The organism is Zhongshania aliphaticivorans, from assembly GCF_902705875.1.
GTDB classification, from domain to species: Bacteria; Pseudomonadota; Gammaproteobacteria; order Pseudomonadales; family Spongiibacteraceae; genus Spongiibacter; species Spongiibacter aliphaticivorans_A.
Genome location: NZ_CACSIK010000001.1, coordinates 2780873 through 2798521, shown reverse-complemented (window position 1 = coordinate 2798521; position 17649 = coordinate 2780873). Strand labels below are relative to the sequence as shown.

Genomic DNA, 17649 nt, shown 5'->3' with positions numbered 1-17649 from the left:
CTCCGTTTTATTATTTGTGCCAACCGTGAAACAGCAGGTCGATAGTTTGTTGAATATGATTTTCTACAAATTCTGGCGGTAGCTCATTTGTGCCAGTGAGCCGCTGATAAAAAGGTAATTGCACAATGGGTGCGGTGGCCGATTGCACGACAAAAAACAAGGTCTCTATGGGGATGTCTTTAATGATGTTAAGGGTGTCGACCTTCTTAACCATATCGCTAATTAATTGCCAGGCTGGACCATAATAATGCTTGTAAATATAGCTTAAGCGCGGTCCTTCGCAGCGTGACTCCTGTTGGCAAATATGGTGGAGCGCGGGATGTTCAAAGGCGCTGCGAATATACACCGCGATACCTTCTTTGAGGGCATCAAGCTCGTTGTGCTCCTCGTCAATATTTTGTAAGACGTCTAAAACCCTGGCGGTGGTCTCGCCACACAAGCGGTCAACCACCGCCTGCCAGAGAAGCTCTTTGGAGCTGAAATGATGATGGAAAAACGTGTAGCTAACGTTTAGCTCATCCTGCAGCTTACGCAGGGACACCCCGTCATAACCGTCGCGGGCAAAAATATCCGCAGAGGCATCCAATAGTTGCTCAATAGACAGCGCGGGTGCTTCGTTTTTTTTGGGGCGGCCACGGCGTCTTGGGGTTACGGGTAGATCCACTGTGCTAACTCAATATTAAACATGTGTTTAATATTGAGTTAGCACAGGCAAGACGTCAAGTTTTATTTGCAAAGCTAGCTAGAATGCCGAGCACTATTTGATCACTGCTTTACTCAATCCACATCTTTTGGGACGTAATAGGAGGCCGGGCTTATCTCGTTTCACGACAGAGATTAATAACTGAATAGTATGGGCGCTGCAAAGGGCTTGGTGGGTTTTAAGGCTTCTTGGCTGTTAGGTGGGGTGTTTGGTTCTGCTCTTGCGAGCAGAACGCCAGAACTGTTTGGGCATGTCTGCATTGTGTTCGGGTGACAAACTCTGGGTCACCTTGCACCGGCAAGTTAAGGTGTCAGTCTTCGGGTGCGGTACCGCAGTAGGCTACGTCGCATAAGTTCTCATAACAGTTAACCAAGCCGTCAACGGAGCACCTGACCTTACCTTTCTCGGACACCGACGGCTCACAAACAACGTCAGACCAGCGAATCTCTGTTTTCATGCCGCTGCCACAGAAGTCGGAAGCTTGGTTCATCAAATTTAATCTGGCTAGCTCCTCTGAGAGTTCTGGTTTGAAAAATTGACCGCTGGTGCCGCTAAAGGGGTAATCGCGGCCGGAGCCCACGTAGTTGTTTGGTTTCTTGGTGGCTTGTTTAGCTTGATTATCCATCGGTGAAGATGACGAAGGTGCTGTGCTAGCAGTGGCGCTGCTGTCGGCAGCCTGTGAACTGGAATTGGCCTTAGCGGGTGTTGATGGTGTTGCACTTGCTTGTGAAGTGTTTTCTTCACTCTTAGCCGCGGCGCCGGGCTTAGGTGTGCTTGTTGCTGCTTGAGAAGGCTGCCGGGTAGTTTTGGTCTCGTTCTGTTTTTTGCTCGGCTTATACTGGCTGCGCTTCGCGTTTTGAATCATTTTCTGGGTTTGTTGGTATTGCGCCCTTATTTTGTCATTGCGTGCCTGTATACCATTGAGGGTGTTTGCCCAATTTTGCTGGCCAAAGGCCTCAAGTTGCCGGTTGCGGGCGTCCAGCTTATCAGCAAGATCAAGCTCGCTGTAGGCAGATTCAATACCGTCTTTGGCCATGTCTATAGACTGCAATACACCATTTATGGTTCGCTCAGGGTGGGTGAGGCTGTGGCGTTCCTTTTTGCTGGAACGCTCCCATAAGGTGTTTTCGCGGGCAACAAGTTGTTCATATTTTGCAAGGTAGGGCGCAATGTCATAACGCTCCAATACTTCAGAATTACATTCAATATAGTCAAGATTGATACGAATAATGGTATTTGATTGACTGCGGCGGTCGCCATTTATCTCTCTGGGGTTGGCAATATCTTTCGGGCAGCCTGCTTTTTCCGCTAAATACTCAAATGTTAGTGGTTTGTGTTCGTTCTTAGTGAACTGACGATAGAGCTCATCGACTTTTTTGGCCTCGCTAATTGCCCCTGACAAGCCAGCGACATGATCCGCTAATAGAGCTTGTTGCTGTCTTGCTTCGTCGCCAGAATAAACGGTCATTGAAGAGCGAGACTTTAAATAAGGTATTTCTTTGGGGTCATTGAAGAATGCAATTGCAGCCAAGGGCTTTCTTGCCATCGTTATTTTGAACTCCTCGCGGAGGTAGGAAATATTCGCTGGGTTAAGTTGCTCTAGTGGTAGTGTAACAATGCAGTCGTAACAATATTGCCAGTCGGTGACCACCGCGCCGTTAGTGACTTTTGAGGGGGTTTTTGCCGGTAGGTGTTTAATTCTGTGGGTGTTATTGGTGATGTACTTACCCTGTAAAAGCAATTCTTCAGCGGTGATCGCTTTTAAGGGTTGAATAATATAGCGGTAGAGTGGAATGGGTTGATCTACTTCGCTGAACTCTATCCAAGCGAGAATGACGGGGGTATCTCTGGAGATAAGCTCGCTATCGTAAGCTAACTGGTTTGAGCGGGTGTAGTGGGTGGAGGCATAGGTGGCCAGTAACAGTGAACGCTCTGTTCTGGGGGTGAGCATGACCCATTTATCTATTGATGCATCGCGGTTTTCATAGGCAGACCATGCGAACTGCCTTGCGTTTATAGAGCAGCCGGATAAAAACGTAAGCGTGAGGAGAAGGGCGGCAATATAGAAAAGTCTGGATGAGTTGCGTGTGGCTAAAGTCATGTAGAACGTCCTTCGTCAAATGTCGGCGAGAGTAGTCTTGAGTACGCGAAGTTGGGTCCTGTACACGCGTTATGTTGTTTAAAACCTAATAGGCCTACCTAAATGAAATTATTGCTATTGGGTCACATCGTTTAGCTGAGTGAAATGACGTGAAAGCAACAAAATAGGGTGAATGGCTTCTAACTGAAATACTAAAGTTCAAGACCGCGCTAAGCAAGGTGAACTTTAGCCGTTTTAAGCGCTATTTAAAGTTTACGTGTTAATTACCCGTTAGGAGAAAGTCGTGGGCTGAAATGAGGGGGTTTTGGCTAAAATGGATTTTGATTTTTGAGGGGCATTTAGCTCCCCCTCTTTAATTATATCTCTTGGGAAATATTGTCGATTTAAAGGGTAATGCCAAGTGCTGTTATTCCGTATCTGAACCACTAGAATCAAGGTGCCTCGAGCTGGGCTCTGTTTCTTTTGTTTGCTTTGGTTCGGGTTGCCTAATCAAGTAAATCGTCATGATTACCGCAACGGAAATCATCATTACGCTAAGCCAGTAAATTTTAACAATCAGTAAGGCGCTGCTTAAAATTGTTATCCATAACATGACGATGATGACGACTTTGACGCGTCGTGGAATGCCTTCACCGTTAAGGTAGTAGCGAATGTATTTACCCCACCAGCGGTGCTCAGTTAGCCAAACATAAAATTTAGGCGAGCTTCGTAAAAAACAGGCTGCGCAGAGTAGTAAAAACGGGGTGGTGGGAACCACCGGTAGAAGTACCCCGATCATGCCGAGAACAAAAGAAATCCAGCCGATAATAAATAGCGTGTAGCGTATGGCGGGGTTGGTGTGCTGATACGGTGTTTTCATTATTTCTCGTTCTGGCATTTGCGCTGCCACCTTATCAAATTTGTGACGGTGGCGCGAAAGAGAATTGATAGTGAAAAGTTGACACCCAATTAGGGCTTGATCGTTTTTGTCATTTTCTTGATCAGCAGCGACATTGTCTGGGTTAAAGGCGACATAGATACTTTGTGCCAAGTGGGGCAGTGGTGCACTTAATGATGTGTGCGACTGACTTAATCTGTATACAAAGGAGAGACCGAATGTCGTCATCGGCTGAAATTCTTAGCCAGGCCTTTACGCTGGGCTATACCTATACGCGATCCACCGGGCCGATTGTGGGGCAGTTTTTGACCTCATTGCGGGCGCGCAAAATGGTGGGTATTAAAGCCAGTGATGGCAAAGTGCTTATGCCACCGCTGGAGTTTGATCCCGTGAGTGCGGATGCACTGAGTGAGTTTGTCGATGTGGCAGACGCGGGTATGGTCAAAACGTGGTGCTGGGTTAAGGAGCCGCGTAAGGCCCACCCCAGTGATAAGCCTTTTGCTTGGGCGATGATCCTTCTTGATGGCGCCGATACCCCCATGTTGCATTGGGTAGATGCCGGTGACGAGGCGGCCATGAGCACGGGAATGCGCGTAAAAGTACGTTGGGCTGAAGAAACCAAGGGCTTGATGAGTGACGTCAATGGTTTTGTGCCGGAGGCGGTTGCCTTGCTCGGTGAGCTAAAGCCAGCAGCATCTGATGAGCCGATTACCGGCGTGGAAGCCCCCATATATTTAACCTACAACTTTACTGCAGGTAAGGCCACGGCGCGATATCTGCAGTCACTTAAACAAGGCGAGCTTGTTGGTCAGCGCTGTCCTCAATGTCGCAATGTTTATATTCCTCCTCGCGGATCTTGTGCGGCCTGTGGTGTGCCGACCGAAGAAGAAGTGACGTTAGGGAACAAGGCGACCGTTGAGTCGTTCACCATTGTTTATATCCCTATTCCTGGAAACCCAATCAAGCCGCCTTATGTGATTGCCAATTTGGTATTGGATGGCGCGAATTTGAGTTTCTTGCATTTGCTTAGTGAATGTAAAAACGAAGATGTACGAATTGGAATGCGGGTGGAAGCCGTCTGGAAACCCAAGGAAGAGTGGGGTTTTGCGATGGAAAATATTCAGTACTTTAAACCTATTGATGAGCCGGATGTGCCGGTGAACCAGATTGGTAAAATGATTAAAGAGGGTCAATAACATGCGTGATGTTGCGATAGTTGCCTTTGCGCAGTCAGATTGTCAGCGAGATGCTGGCGCGCAAAATGAAGTAGAACTCATAATGCCGGTGCTGAGTGAGGTCTTTAAGCAAACAGGGATTGAGAGTGCGCAAGATGTGGACTTTACCTGCTCAGGTAGCTGTGATTATCAGCAAGGGGCAGCATTTGCCTTTGTAGCTGGTGTTGATGCCCTTGGAGCAGTACCGCCGATTAAAGAATCTCATGTAGAAATGGATGCGGCATGGGCGCTTTATGAAGGATGGCTGAAAATTCAAATGGGCCATGCCGACTCTGCATTGCTGTACGGCTTTGGTAAGTCTTCGCCTGGGGAGTTGCCCATTGTTTTGTCACAACAACTCGATCCTTATTACTTAGCGCCCTTATGGGTAGACAGCATCGCGTTTGCCGCAATGCAGGCCAGAACGATGTTGGATTCTGGTGAGATTACTGAAGCAGATATGGCTGAAGTAGTGGCGCGGTCAAGAAAAAATGCCCTGTCCAATTCGCACGCACAGTTAAAGGGTGAGCAGAGTGCGGCAGAATTATTAAAAGAGGCGAGCTATGTGTCGCCACTGCGTAAACACGATTGCTGCCCTATCTCAGATGGTGCTTGTGCAATGATTATTTGCACAGTAGAGAAGGCCGAAGAGTGGGGTAAACCCTACGCGTTAATAAAAGGCATTGATCACCGTATAGAAACTCATCATATCGGTTCTCGCGATTTATGCCGCTCTGTTTCAACAGAAATTGCTGGTGAAGCCGCAGGTGTAAACAAAGGTGATATCGACGTGGCAGAACTTTATGCCCCGTTTAGTCATCAGGAAATTATTCTTAAAAAAGCCTTGGGTCTGGGTGACAGCACCGTAATAAACCCATCAGGTGGAGTGCTTGCGGGTAATGTCATGATGGCCTCAGGCCTGTCGCGTATTGGTGAAGTTGCCATGCGGATAATCCGTGGCGAAGCCAAGCGTGGTGTTGCTCATGCTACCTCGGGGCCGTGCTTGCAACAAAACCTAGTAACCGTACTGGAGGCGAAATAATGGCTCAGTTAGCTGCTGTTGTTGGCGTAGGTCAAACAAAATATAAAACAAAACGCAAAGACGTTTCTATCGCCGGCATGGTGCGAGAAGCTGCCGTGAACGCCCTTGAAGATGCGGGCCTAGTCTGGAATGACATTGACGCGGTGATTATTGGTAAAGCCCCAGACATGTTTGAAGGCGTGGTGATGCCTGAGCTGTATCTGACTGATGCATTGGGTTGTAATGGCAAGCCTATGTTGCGGGTTCACACTGCGGGTTCGGTGGGCGGTTCCACGGCGGTGGTTGCGGCATCGTATGTGCAAAGCGGTGTGTTTAAACGCATTTTAACGGTGTCTTTTGAGAAGCAATCTGAATCTAATGCAATGTGGGCGCTCTCTAATCCGCAACCATTTTCGCCGCATTTAAATGCGGGGGCGGGTGGTTATTTTGCGCCTATTATTCGCGAATATATGCGTCGTTCAAATGCCCCCTACGATGCCGGTATAAAGGTCGCGGTAAAGGATAGACTGCATGGTGCCAAAAACCCATTAGCGCATTTGCAACTGCCAGAAATTAGCATGAAAGAAGTGGAAGACAGCCCTATGCTGTGGGAGCCGCTCCGCTTTTTGGAAGCGTGTCCATCCTCTGATGGCGCCTGTGCCATGGTTATTTCCAACGAAGAGTTAGCGAGTAAGTCACCCCGCAAACCTGCGTGGATACGTGGCACTGCAATGCGCTCTGAACCAACGATGTATGCAGGGCGAGAGCAAGTCAATCCACAGGCGGGTATTGATTGCGCTAAAGATGTTTATGCGCAGGCGGGGATTCACAATCCGCGTAAAGATTTCGACTGCGCTGAAGTTTACGTACCGTTCTCATGGTACGAACCCATGTGGCTAGAAAACCTAGGTTTTGCAGAAGAAGGTAAAGGTTGGGAGCTGACTATGAACGGTTCAACTTCCTTAATCGAGGGCGGTGATATACCGTGGAATTGTTCTGGTGGTGTACTGTCGTCTAACCCCATTGGCGCGTCAGGCATGATTCGGTTTGCCGAGGCCGTGCAGCAAGTGCGTGGTGAAGCTGGCGGTCATCAGGTAGACGGTGCGAAAACAGCGTTAGGCCATGCCTACGGTGGCGGTGCACAGTTCTTCTCAATGTGGGTAGTGAGTTCAGCAAAGGCGTAAAGACTAAAATTGCCGATTGTTTTGGCCACTGTGCTCTCGTCTTTTGAGAGGATGGTGGCTGGGGTTGACGGTTGATATATTGATGAATATCTCGCTGAAAATAATAAAGGATGTAAAGCATGGCTGCGCAATTTAACCTTGCAGATTTATTTGAAATAGTTGCTGATAAAGTGCCAGAGCGTGAAGCCTTAGTGTGTGGTAATAACCGCTCAAGCTTTGCCGAATTGGATGCTGGTGCAAATCAAATGGCGCATTACTTGGCGGCAAATGGTGTCAAAGCGGGTGACCATGTTGGTTTGTATATGTACAACTGCAGCGAGTATTTAGAAGCTATGCTTGCCTGCTTTAAAATTCGTGCAGTGCCTATCAATGTTAATTATCGCTATGTTAAAGATGAGTTACTTTATATTTTCGATAATGCCGACATGGTGGCTTGTATTCATCACCGCGAATTTATTCCTGCTATTGCAGACGTGCGCAGTGCAGCAAAAACGTTGAAGTTATATATTTCGGTTGCCGATGACAGTGACGCGGATCTGTCATCGATCGATGCCGTTGATTATCACACCGCACGTGAAGGCCAAAATAAAAACCGAGATTTTGCAGAACGGTCTGCTGATGATTATTTCATTCTTTATACCGGTGGCACCACGGGTATGCCCAAAGGGGTAATGTGGCCCCATGAGAATGTATTTTTTGCAGCCATGGGTGGTGGCGGTCATTTTTCACCTCTGGGCGCCTGTGAAAAGCCAGAAGATATTGCCAGCAGAGTGACTGAAAATCCATTGCGGGGAATTGCCTTAGCACCTCTGATGCACGGTGCTTCGTGGTGGTATGCCTGTATACAGCTATTAGCTGGCAACACCCTTATTCTTAATCATCAGCGCTCATTCAACGGTGAAGCCGTTTGGCAAATTGTGGCAGATGAAAAAGTGAATGCGGTGCAGATTGTTGGTGATGCAATGGCGATTCCATTGCTTGATGCCTTGGTAGATAACGAAGATCGTTGGGATTTAAGCGCAGTCTTTAATGTTGGCTCCGGCGGCGCAATTTTCTCAGAGGCCAAGCAAGAGGCGTTTAAAAAATATTTCCCCAATGTATTCATTACTAATAGTTTTGGATCGTCTGAAGGCGGCCAAATGGGTATGGATAATGGCAGTAAGAAAACGGCATCGGGCTTAGGTAATGTCACTCGCACCGACTTTATGGATGTGATTGTAGATGCGGATGGCGCTAGTCCGCGTCATGCCGAATTGGGCGAGTCCGGCATATTTGCTCGCGCTGGCTACATTCCCAATGGCTACTATAACGACCCAGAAAAAACGGCAAAGACGTTTATTCAAGTCGAAGGTAAAACCTGGTTGCTTACCGGGGATGAGGCAAAGCTAGAAAGCGATGGTTCTATCACCGTGTTTGGGCGTGGCTCTAACTGTATAAACAGCGGCGGTGAAAAGATATTTCCAGAAGAAGTTGAAGATGCCCTCAAAGCCCATGGCGGAATTTTTGATGCCTTAGTGGTAGGGGTTGATGATGAACGATGGGGTAGCCGGGTTAGTGCCATCATTCAGGCTAGAAAAGGTGTCGATCTAAACTTAGATAATATTCAAGAGCATTGCCGTCAGCATATTGCTGGCTACAAAGTACCTAGGGAAATCCATCTTATTGATGAATTGCCCCGTGCGCCCAGCGGTAAACCAGATTATAAAACCGCCAAAAAATTTGCTGAGAGTGGCAAGGGTGCGGTCGCCTAATAATAATTGATTACGGAGTGACTTGTATTATGGCAAATGAGTTAGCCATCAGTACCAAGAATTGCATTGTCGAGCAAGACGGAAATGTGTTGATTGTGACGCTTAACAGGCCTGAAGCAAAAAATGCGTTTAGCCCTGAAATGCTTTTGGGTTTATATAAAGCGTGGCGATTACTGGACGAAGACGACAGTCTTCACTGTGCTATTTTAACCGCCAATGGCGATACGTTTTGCGCAGGCATGGATTTAAAAACAGGGCCTGACGGTGACCAAGGAGCCACCCAAGAGTTTATGGACTTAATGGCCACCGTACCCAATATTCATTGGCAGGCATTGCTCCGTGAAAACCGTCCCTGCAAGCCCTTGCTGCTAGCCGTAGAGGGTTATGCGCTAGCTGGGGGGACTGAAATTCTTCAGGGCACGGATATTCGCGTTGCCGCTGAAGATGCCATTTTTGGCGTGACCGAAGTGGCGCGGGGACTGTATCCCATGTCGGGGTCTACGATTCGTTTACGAAAGCAAATTCCCTATTGTTTAGCCGCTGAAATATTGTTGTTAGGTGAGCATGTAACAGCACAACAGGCTTTGGATTTTGGCTTAATTAACCGTGTTGTTCCAAAAGGCGAAACCTTAAACGAAGCCAAGAAATTGGCAGAGAAAATCTGTGCTAATGGTCCGCTAGCGGTGAAGGCTGTGGTTAAGTCTTTGCGCGAGCACACTGAACATTTGGCAGAAGATGATGCCATGCAAAAATCAGATGAACTCGCTGGCCCCGTTTTTGGCTCAAAGGATGCCAAAGAGGGAATGCGTGCATTTAAAGAAAAACGTCCAGCGGTATTTGTGGGCGAATAACACCTTTGTACGGTAGGTATTCAATGTGCGAATGCCTACCGTGTCGTTTACTTTTTCCTTTTAATATTTAATCCATAGTGAGACTGCCTATGTCGGGTCCCTTGCAAGGCTTACGTGTTATTGAAATGGCGGGGATAGGACCGGCACCGTATGCCTGTATGTTATTGTCAGATCTCGGGGCTGAGGTCATTCGCATAGATCGTATCAATGGTGGTGGTTTGGATGGCCATCCCGGTGATGTCACCGCTCGTGGTCGTCAATCAATTGCCGTAAATTTAAAAGATCCCGAAGGAATCGATATTGTTTTACAGTTGATTGCCTCAGCAGATGTTCTGGTTGAATGTTATCGGCCCGGAGTGATGGAAAAATTAGGCTTGGGGCCTGAGGTCTGTGGTAAACGTAATCCTAGATTAATTTATGGCCGAATGACGGGCTGGGGGCAAGATGGCCCTATGGCAAAAACGGCTGGTCACGATATTAACTACATTGCTATTAGTGGTTTGTTAGCGAGTTTTGGTGCGGCAGGCGAGGCGCCGCCAACGCCCCTCAACGTGATAGGCGATCTTGGCGGTGGATCAATGTTTCTATTGCTAGGTATCTTAGCCGCGTTGCAGGAACGTCATCAGTCTGGTCTTGGGCAGGTAATTGATGCCGCAATCTGCGATGGAACAGCTTCTTTGTTAAGCACCATTCACGGCTTAAAAGGCATTCAATTTTGGGCGAATGAGCGGGAGAATAATGTACTAGATGGCGGCGCTCCATTTTACCGCAGCTATTTATGCAGAGATGGTCGCTCGATGTCGGTTGGCGCCATTGAACCTCATTTTTATTCACAATTACTAGAAACGCTGGACTTAGATTTTGGCGGCAGCGATTATTCCACCCAAATGGATAAGGCCAAATGGCCTGCGCAGCGAGCGAAAATGGCCGCAAAGTTTTTAGAAAAAACACGAGATGAATGGGCTGAGTTATTTTCCGGAAGTGATGCCTGCGCAGCTCCGGTGTTAGATTTGGATGAGGCAGAAAGCTTTTCGCATAATGCCTATCGAAAAAATCTTATTCGTCGTGACAAGGTTTTGCAATCGGCACCGGCGCCGCGTTTTTCAAGAACGCCTGGCACGATACAACACTCTCCGGTAGCGGAAGGCGAAAATACACTTTCAATCTTAGCCAGCTTAGGTATGCATGAAAAGGTGATCGCTGATATGGTCGTTAAAGGTGTTATTAAGCAAGCGGAATGAAAGCCATGAATGATGTAGATGTATTTTCAAGGGTTGTGAATCAGCGGCGCTCAGTACGTGCGTTTCTAGCAAAACCTGCTCCTGCAGACATAATACAGTCAGTATTTACCGCTGCTCAGCGAGCACCATCTAACTGTAATACACAGCCTTGGCATGTGGCTGTGGCGAGTGGCCAGAGTGTTGAGAATTTGCGCAGTAAAATTCCAGCTGCTTTCAGTGCTGGAGAGTGGACAATGGATTTTCCTTACGACGGTAAATATGAGGGGGTTTATAAGGAACGGCAATATCAAGCGGCTGCCGATTTGTATGCTGCTATGGGTATTAGCCGTGAGGACAAAATAGCGCGCAATGAACAATTCATGAAAAATTATACCTTTTTCGGTGCGCCACACGTGGCATTTTTGTTTCTTCCTGAGCCGTTTGGCCTTCGCGAAGCAGCCGATTTAGGAATGTATGCTCAAACCTTAATGTTGAGCTTGTCCGCTCATGGTTTGGCAAGTTGCCCGCAAACCGCCTTGAGCTTTAATTGTGATTTAGTGCGTCAGCAACTGAATATAGACCCTGCTAATAAACTTCTTTTTGGTTTGTCTTTTGGTTACGAAGACCAAGATAAATCAGTAAACCATTGTCGTACTTCGCGTGCGGATCTATCAGAAACGGTCACTTTTTATACTTAAGTGATTTCATATAGCCTTGAATAATAGGAATAATAGAGTCAGATGAGTGATACGGTAATACAGCAATTAGATAGTGATGGCGTGTTGCTCATCACTTTAAATCGGCCAAATAAAAAGAACGCTTTTAATATTGAGCAATGGTTAGCGTTTAGAGATGCCTTGCTTGCCGCTGAAGATAATCCACAGGTAGCCTGTGTTGTTATTACTGGGGCGGGAGATGATTTTTCATCTGGTGTAGACCTGAACGATTTTTCAGAGACCGAGGGGGAGCATCCTTTTACAATTTCGGCCAAGACCTTAGTCGATTTTAATAAACCCGTTATCAGTGCCGCAAAAGGGGTTGCAGTGGGTGGTGGTGCAACATTATTACTGCACACCGATGTTGTTTATGTTGGTGCCAGTTTGCGGCTACGTTTTCCATTTACAGCCTTGGGCTTGGTGCCGGAGTGGGGGAGCAGCTATCAGCTACAGGCAATTATTGGCGCGCGTAAAGCAGCAGAATTGATGTACACCTCTGAATGGCTTAACGCTGAGCGTAGCGTAGAGCTTGGTATTGCGACAGCAGCTTGTACTGACGAGGAGTTACTTGAGAAGGCGATGGCCAAAGCAAAAGAAATAGCCCAATGGCCTATATCCTCACTGGTCGAAACAAAAAAACTAATGCGTAATGTCCATCGTGCGGCGATTCATTCGGCAATGGGAGGCGAGTTAGAGGGCATGTCGCGCCTAGCGGGCTCGCCAGAAAATATTGAGGCGGTAGTGGCGCTGATGGAAAAACGCCAACCCGATTTTAAACAGTTTAGGAAGTAGTTCTACATTGCGCTAGCAAAAGCTAGCGCAATATTCTTCATTGTCGATTCACCCATAAATTGACCTAACTTTGAACCATAAAATGGCCAAATTGAGGTTTTGGGCGATGAAAAGCCAAATATGCCGCGTCCGTTTACTCATGACTTGACCGCGAGCTATCCCATATTGAATCCACCTCACTAAGCGGACATATTCGTCAGCAGTTATCCGTCATATTAGCGGACAGTCAGAAAGCCAAGTTCTCCGGCAGGACAAATCGTTCACGTCAGCGACGAGCTTGTTCAGTAGAAGCGGGCTCACTAATTCCGTAGATCGTAATCTAAGTTGTTGATTTCTTAAGGTATGGGTTTATGATCAGGAAAAGGGATTTAAGAAAAATAGAGGGAGTGAGTCTTGCTAACACCAATAGTCAATTCAACTAAATACAATCAAGTGAATGATATTGCTATGGTTTTTGACGCCATTTAAAATCCGGCTCCGAAGATAGGGAGCCAAAGTGATATAAGGCCCCAGTCTTTATAATAAAAATGTTATAAATCACTCGAATTGAGGTAATAAATTGAAGAATCCAAAAGTTTTTGTTGCGTCGTCTGTAGAAGGCCTGGATATCGCGTATCCATTACAAGTAAACCTTCAGCATGATGCGGATTTGACTATTTGGAGTCAGGGAGTATTTTCCTTGTCAGTTACCCCTTTAGATTCAATTACAGAAGCTCTAGATTCATCGGATTTTGGAATTTTTGTTTTTAGTCCGGACGACGAAACTACTATGCGAGGGGATGTAAGCGACACTGTCCGCGACAATGTTATCTTTGAGCTGGGTCTTTTTGTTGGAAGGCTAGGGAAAAGACGCTGTTTTATCGTAATGCCGGACAATGTTGATTTGCATATACCATCAGATCTAGTCGGAGTAACTCCTGCAAAATACTCCGGTGAAAGAGATAGGTCTGAGATCGCAGCTGCTTTGGGACCAGCGTGCCACGAAATACGTCTGGCTATGAAACTTCAGGGATTCTATAAGCCAAAAGAAGATTTGGCGCAAAAAATCCCAGCAAATGATCACGATAACTTTGATGAAAATGACAAGATCGTCCTACTAGAGGCATGGTTGTCAAACGAAGCGCAAGAAGGTGTAGCAATAAAATATATTGATGTAGACAACCATTTAAAATTGGAACTTGGTTCAACAAAAAGATTGCTACCTGCGGTGCTGCAACGAAACACTTCCTACAAAGTTAATATCGCCGGAGTGAACATTTTTAAGTTTGAGTATGTTTCGGAGTATTACTAAATGATTTATAGCAAGCGCAGGCAAGACGACGCCAAAAAGCGGCGCGCTTGCTGCGAGCGTTAAGCTAGAGAAAAAATATTTGGATATAATCGAGAAAAACAAGAAACTAGAAATTCATCGAGTCGCCGTAGCTGCAAGAGATATTCAATGCGCTAAAGAAGGCTTTGAGGCTATATATAAATTCGATTCTGAGCCAGCAGACAATCTCTATCAGACTCTACTTTTCGGCGCTGTTATTTCATATTGTCGGCCATTTATGTCTAGCGAGGGATTAGGCCGATCTTCAAAAAGATGGAACCGATTTGAAAGCGACATTGATAAAAAATATCACGAAATCCTTCTCAACTATAGAAATAACGTAGTTGCCCATAGCGACATAGATAACAATAAGCTCTATATCTACCCAACAGGTATGATTTTAACGGTTGGTGAACATAGTATTGAATTAGATGAACCTATGTTTGGTGTAACTACACCACTACTTAATAAGTCCGACATGGAGTTTTTCATCAATCTATGTAGCACTCAATGTTCTAGAATGTATAACTTTCTCATCCCGGAAATCGAATCACGGTTTAGAGGCAAGGGGTTAACGCCAGCGCCGATACGATTTAACCATGAAGAGATATAAGCTTAACAAGTTTGTCCAGCCGATGTTTTGGTTTTCGCTCCTTTTTGTGCACGGCCTTCAGCCATCTTTGCACAAAAATCACTAGAACCAAAACGCAACTGACAAAGGCGTTATAGCCTGTCAGTTGACAATGCGTACGTTTAGGCGTACGGTTTTAGGATCGGAGGTGACTTATGACTACACTGAACGCTACAGAAGCCCGCACCAAGCTCTATGCCTTGATTGATGAGGCGTCTACTAGCCATCAACCTATTGTTATTACAGGGAAAAGAGGGAATGCTGTCCTCTTGGCGGAAGAGGATTGGAACGCCATAAACGAAACGCTCAACTTGCTGGCTGTGCCTGGCATGAGAGAGTCTATCCGCGAGGGTATCGAGGCTGGGCTTGACGAGTGCGATCAGGAGCTTGATTGGTGACTTGGCAGCTTTACTACACCAAGCAAGCTCAAAAGGATGCACGCAAACTCGCCTCGTCGGGGCTTAAGAGCAAAGCTCAGGAATTGTTACAAATCATCGAGCAAGATCCGTTTCAGAATCCACCGCCCTTTGAAAAGCTTATTGGTGACTTGGCGGGAGCGTACTCCCGGAGAATCAATATCCAACATCGATTGGTGTACCAGATACTGGAAGCAGATAAGGCGGTTAAAGTTCTACGGCTGTGGACTCACTATGAGTAAAAGCTATAACAAATCAAAGCACTCGGACTTGGTTAAGCTTTCACCTTTTTTGTTCCAAAAAAACCGCCAAGTTCACCAAGCCGGTGTCCGAGGCGTTGAGTCCGTAGAATTACTCCTCTCACCGTCCGCTTTCGATGGATTTTTTCCTTCAATTTACCTTGGCACTGTCCGCTAATTTACCTTAGCAGTCGTTTTTTACGCACGATAAAGCAACTTTACTATAAGTTGGCCCCCATCATTTTTAACAGTCGTCCTTATCAGACTAAGGTTTTAAAACAGGGGTTTTAGAACAAAGGTTTTTATCCGGTGGGCACTACACCGTGTAATATGGTGCTGGTAGCTCGGAACAAGCAATCGTGGCATCCTTGCCGATTGGTTTGTCCCTGTATTTTCTTAAGGGGTTTTACTGTAATTAAAGTATCTTCGAGAATATTCGAAAAAGGCAAAATTATGCGTCTAACAAACAGTCCATTTTTAGTCAGTGTCTTTGTATTTTGCGCGCTAACGATAGCTGGATGTAGTGAGGGCACTGATAAAGTGAAGAAAACAATAATTGCGGCTAAGGGTATAGATATTTCTATGTTCGCAAAGAATGCATTTTCTCAAGAGCCTAAAATTGTTGATTGCGAGACCGCTGAAGGTACAAAAACAAGCTGTTATCAGCTAATAACTGATGGCGCGCCAGCAGGACGAACGCCGGGGCCATTCTGCCCTAGAAAAACCAGTGATGGTGCTGATGTAAGTGGAGCCTGGTTTAATAAAGATGGCATGGGCGATCTAGTCGACATCACTGGAGAATTTATTCTCAAACTTGGTGATTATTATGGTGACGAAAAATGGATGGTGTATGACGCGAAGACAAACGAGGTGCGTTATACCGCAACAAAAGAGGCCTGCTTAGGGGCCGCTAAGCCCGATGTTGAAGAAGAGTATATGCAAAATTGTATCGAGTGCGAGTTGTCTTACCTCGATGACGACTTTTCTCGTAGCTTCCTGATTCCAACGACGCCCATTCTTGCTAAGAATGTAGGCCGAGTGCACACAGTGGGTATCGCCCTAGATGGTAGCGAGTTATCCGCTGCAGCACCTGTTGATGCCATTCTGGGGGCTTATACGATAGCCGCCTTCGATGATTGTGGCGGGCATATTAACGCTCACCAAGGCTATCATTATCACTCTACAACGGGATGCACAGATAAATTAATGAATGATGACGGTCACGCGCCTTTGGTGGGTTATGCGTCTGACGGTTATGGTATTTATGCCTTGAAAAACGCTGCGGGAGAGGAGGCAGGGGCACTTGATGAATGCCGTGGTCAAACTGATGAAATCAGAGGCTATCACTACCATGCCGCTAGCCCAAGCGAGAACAAATTTATTGGCTGTTTTCATGGGGAAACGGTTAGTCCCGAAGGCCCAGCTCATGGCGCACATCCAATGGGACCGCCACCTCATGGGGCGCACCCAGATGGCCAGCCTTCCGCCGATAAGCCTGAAGTAAAGTAGTGAAAATTCAGTGGGAGTTTTTCTAATATCGGATTTTTGGTCTTGGCCGCTTTTTATGACTTTAATAACGTTCAAGGCTATAAACACGCTGTATAGTTAAATGATCTAGATGACGACGTATGAAACAGCTAGTTTTTTACGGATGAATTCTAATAAAAAGCTGGCCAGCAAATCATAGAGTTTTACTTTACTTGGTATCTACGATTGGTACGAATATAAAGCGTTGATTCGGTATTGCCCTTGTTTTTCATTTTATGAGTGAAGCCTCCTGTTGATTCCACATAGCTGCCGGCGCTGAGGTGCTGCGGCGCTGCTTGGTCTTTTGAGCTGTAGTCAAGGCTGCCCGAAATCAGCACGGCGCGGAATTCGCTGGCGTCTGTAATAATTTCGCCATCAAAGCCCACGGGTAGTTTAATCATTGAGCCGTTCATGTCTGCGGTGCTTCCCCACACATAGGTGGACTGCACGCCGTTAGCTTGAATGTCGTTTAGATCACTGTCGCCTAACCAAACAATATTATCTCTATGCAGGTTTAATGGGCGCTCACCGTTATCAAACTGTGCCGTCGACGGTTTCACCAAGTAAGGACCAGAGTCTATTTCAAGATAGATTAGGTTTGTCTCGGTATTCGCGGCAGTGGTGTGATCTTCACCAGCTGGCTGTGTCCAAAACGAGCCGGCTGGCATCCACATTTTTTCAGCATTTGGGTCGTCGTTGTGCATTTGGCCCTCAATCACAATCCCGCGATAAGTAATATTGTGAATATGTGGTGGTGACTCAAAGCCCTTCTTAAAGCGAACCAGCATACCGGTGGCGGTATCGAGAGTGCGATTGCCCCAGAGGTCTGCGGCTCCTGGGCTCTTATCGCCACGAAGCGGGTTAAGGTAGCCCCATTCGATGTTACTGGCGGCAACGACCTTTGAGGAGGCATCGGCAACGGAAACGGCCGGGGATAAGAGGGCTGTTACAAAAGCGGTTGCTAAGGCTGTCACTCGGGTTTGCTTGTCTACGCTGGATAATCGTGACATTTGAACGTCTCTCTTAAGTGGCGATGTGAATATAGTAAGAGCTGGTATTCCTTCTATAAATGGGTGAATCTACAATACACTTTCGTT

17 protein-coding genes are annotated in these 17649 nt (G+C 46.5%); 13 read left to right on the top strand and 4 right to left on the bottom strand.

Annotation, left to right across the window (positions count from 1 at the left end):
• Positions 1-10: 10 nt before the first annotated feature.
• The 3 genes from AELLOGFF_RS12560 to AELLOGFF_RS12550 form a co-directional block, all read right to left on the bottom strand.
• On the bottom strand, positions 11-664 hold the full coding sequence (locus AELLOGFF_RS12560; protein ID WP_159269058.1) for a TetR/AcrR family transcriptional regulator: 654 nt from the start codon (positions 662-664) through the stop codon (positions 11-13).
• Positions 665-1013: 349 nt separating this feature from the next.
• Complete coding sequence (locus AELLOGFF_RS12555) at positions 1014-2804, bottom strand: hypothetical protein (RefSeq protein WP_159269057.1); 1791 nt, start codon at positions 2802-2804, stop codon at positions 1014-1016.
• Positions 2805-3210: 406 nt separating this feature from the next.
• Positions 3211-3681 (bottom strand): YbaN family protein, encoded by a 471-nt coding sequence (locus AELLOGFF_RS12550; RefSeq protein WP_235035719.1) that lies wholly within the window; start codon positions 3679-3681, stop codon positions 3211-3213.
• Between the two features lie 218 nt (positions 3682-3899).
• Here AELLOGFF_RS12550 and AELLOGFF_RS18105 point away from each other — a divergent pair, with 218 nt between their 5' ends.
• From AELLOGFF_RS18105 to AELLOGFF_RS12480, 13 genes are all read left to right on the top strand, one after another.
• The gene (locus tag AELLOGFF_RS18105; protein ID WP_159269056.1) at positions 3900-4877 is read left to right on the top strand and encodes a Zn-ribbon domain-containing OB-fold protein; all 978 of its coding nucleotides are present in this window, start codon (positions 3900-3902) and stop codon (positions 4875-4877) included.
• 1 nt (position 4878) lies between these two features.
• Positions 4879-5937, top strand: a complete 1059-nt coding sequence (locus tag AELLOGFF_RS12535) for a thiolase domain-containing protein (protein ID WP_159269055.1) — start codon at positions 4879-4881, stop codon at positions 5935-5937.
• Positions 5937-7100 carry a thiolase domain-containing protein gene (locus AELLOGFF_RS12530; protein WP_159269054.1) on the top strand — a complete coding sequence of 388 codons (1164 nt, stop codon included), beginning with the start codon at positions 5937-5939 and terminating at the stop codon, positions 7098-7100. Before AELLOGFF_RS12535 ends, AELLOGFF_RS12530 begins: the two co-directional genes overlap by 1 nt.
• A gap of 119 nt (positions 7101-7219) precedes the next feature.
• Positions 7220-8851 carry an acyl-CoA synthetase gene (locus AELLOGFF_RS12525; protein ID WP_159269053.1) on the top strand — a complete coding sequence of 544 codons (1632 nt, stop codon included), beginning with the start codon at positions 7220-7222 and terminating at the stop codon, positions 8849-8851.
• A gap of 29 nt (positions 8852-8880) precedes the next feature.
• Complete coding sequence (locus tag AELLOGFF_RS12520) at positions 8881-9702, top strand: crotonase/enoyl-CoA hydratase family protein (protein ID WP_159269052.1); 822 nt, start codon at positions 8881-8883, stop codon at positions 9700-9702.
• A gap of 89 nt (positions 9703-9791) precedes the next feature.
• Positions 9792-10943 (top strand): CaiB/BaiF CoA transferase family protein, encoded by a 1152-nt coding sequence (locus tag AELLOGFF_RS12515; RefSeq protein ID WP_159269051.1) that lies wholly within the window; start codon positions 9792-9794, stop codon positions 10941-10943.
• A gap of 5 nt (positions 10944-10948) precedes the next feature.
• Positions 10949-11620, top strand: a complete 672-nt coding sequence (locus AELLOGFF_RS12510) for a nitroreductase (RefSeq protein WP_159269050.1) — start codon at positions 10949-10951, stop codon at positions 11618-11620.
• A 42-nt stretch (positions 11621-11662) separates the two neighbouring features.
• Positions 11663-12430, top strand: a complete 768-nt coding sequence (locus AELLOGFF_RS12505; protein WP_159269049.1) for an enoyl-CoA hydratase-related protein — start codon at positions 11663-11665, stop codon at positions 12428-12430.
• A 559-nt stretch (positions 12431-12989) separates the two neighbouring features.
• Complete coding sequence (locus AELLOGFF_RS12500; RefSeq protein ID WP_159269048.1) at positions 12990-13721, top strand: TIR domain-containing protein; 732 nt, start codon at positions 12990-12992, stop codon at positions 13719-13721.
• Positions 13722-13800: 79 nt separating this feature from the next.
• Entirely contained in the window at positions 13801-14352 is a 552-nt protein-coding gene (locus AELLOGFF_RS12495) for a hypothetical protein (protein WP_159269047.1), read from the top strand.
• 173 nt (positions 14353-14525) lie between these two features.
• Positions 14526-14768, top strand: coding sequence for a type II toxin-antitoxin system Phd/YefM family antitoxin (locus AELLOGFF_RS12490; protein WP_159269046.1), 243 nt, complete (start codon positions 14526-14528; stop codon positions 14766-14768).
• Positions 14765-15028 carry a Txe/YoeB family addiction module toxin gene (locus AELLOGFF_RS12485; RefSeq protein ID WP_159269045.1) on the top strand — a complete coding sequence of 88 codons (264 nt, stop codon included), beginning with the start codon at positions 14765-14767 and terminating at the stop codon, positions 15026-15028. Before AELLOGFF_RS12490 ends, AELLOGFF_RS12485 begins: the two co-directional genes overlap by 4 nt.
• Positions 15029-15478: 450 nt before the next feature.
• Complete coding sequence (locus AELLOGFF_RS12480) at positions 15479-16534, top strand: YHYH protein (RefSeq protein WP_159269044.1); 1056 nt, start codon at positions 15479-15481, stop codon at positions 16532-16534.
• A 182-nt stretch (positions 16535-16716) separates the two neighbouring features.
• Here the strand turns inward: AELLOGFF_RS12480 and AELLOGFF_RS12475 are convergent, their stop codons facing one another.
• Complete coding sequence (locus AELLOGFF_RS12475) at positions 16717-17562, bottom strand: DUF4437 domain-containing protein (protein ID WP_159269043.1); 846 nt, start codon at positions 17560-17562, stop codon at positions 16717-16719.
• Positions 17563-17649: the final 87 nt, after the last annotated feature.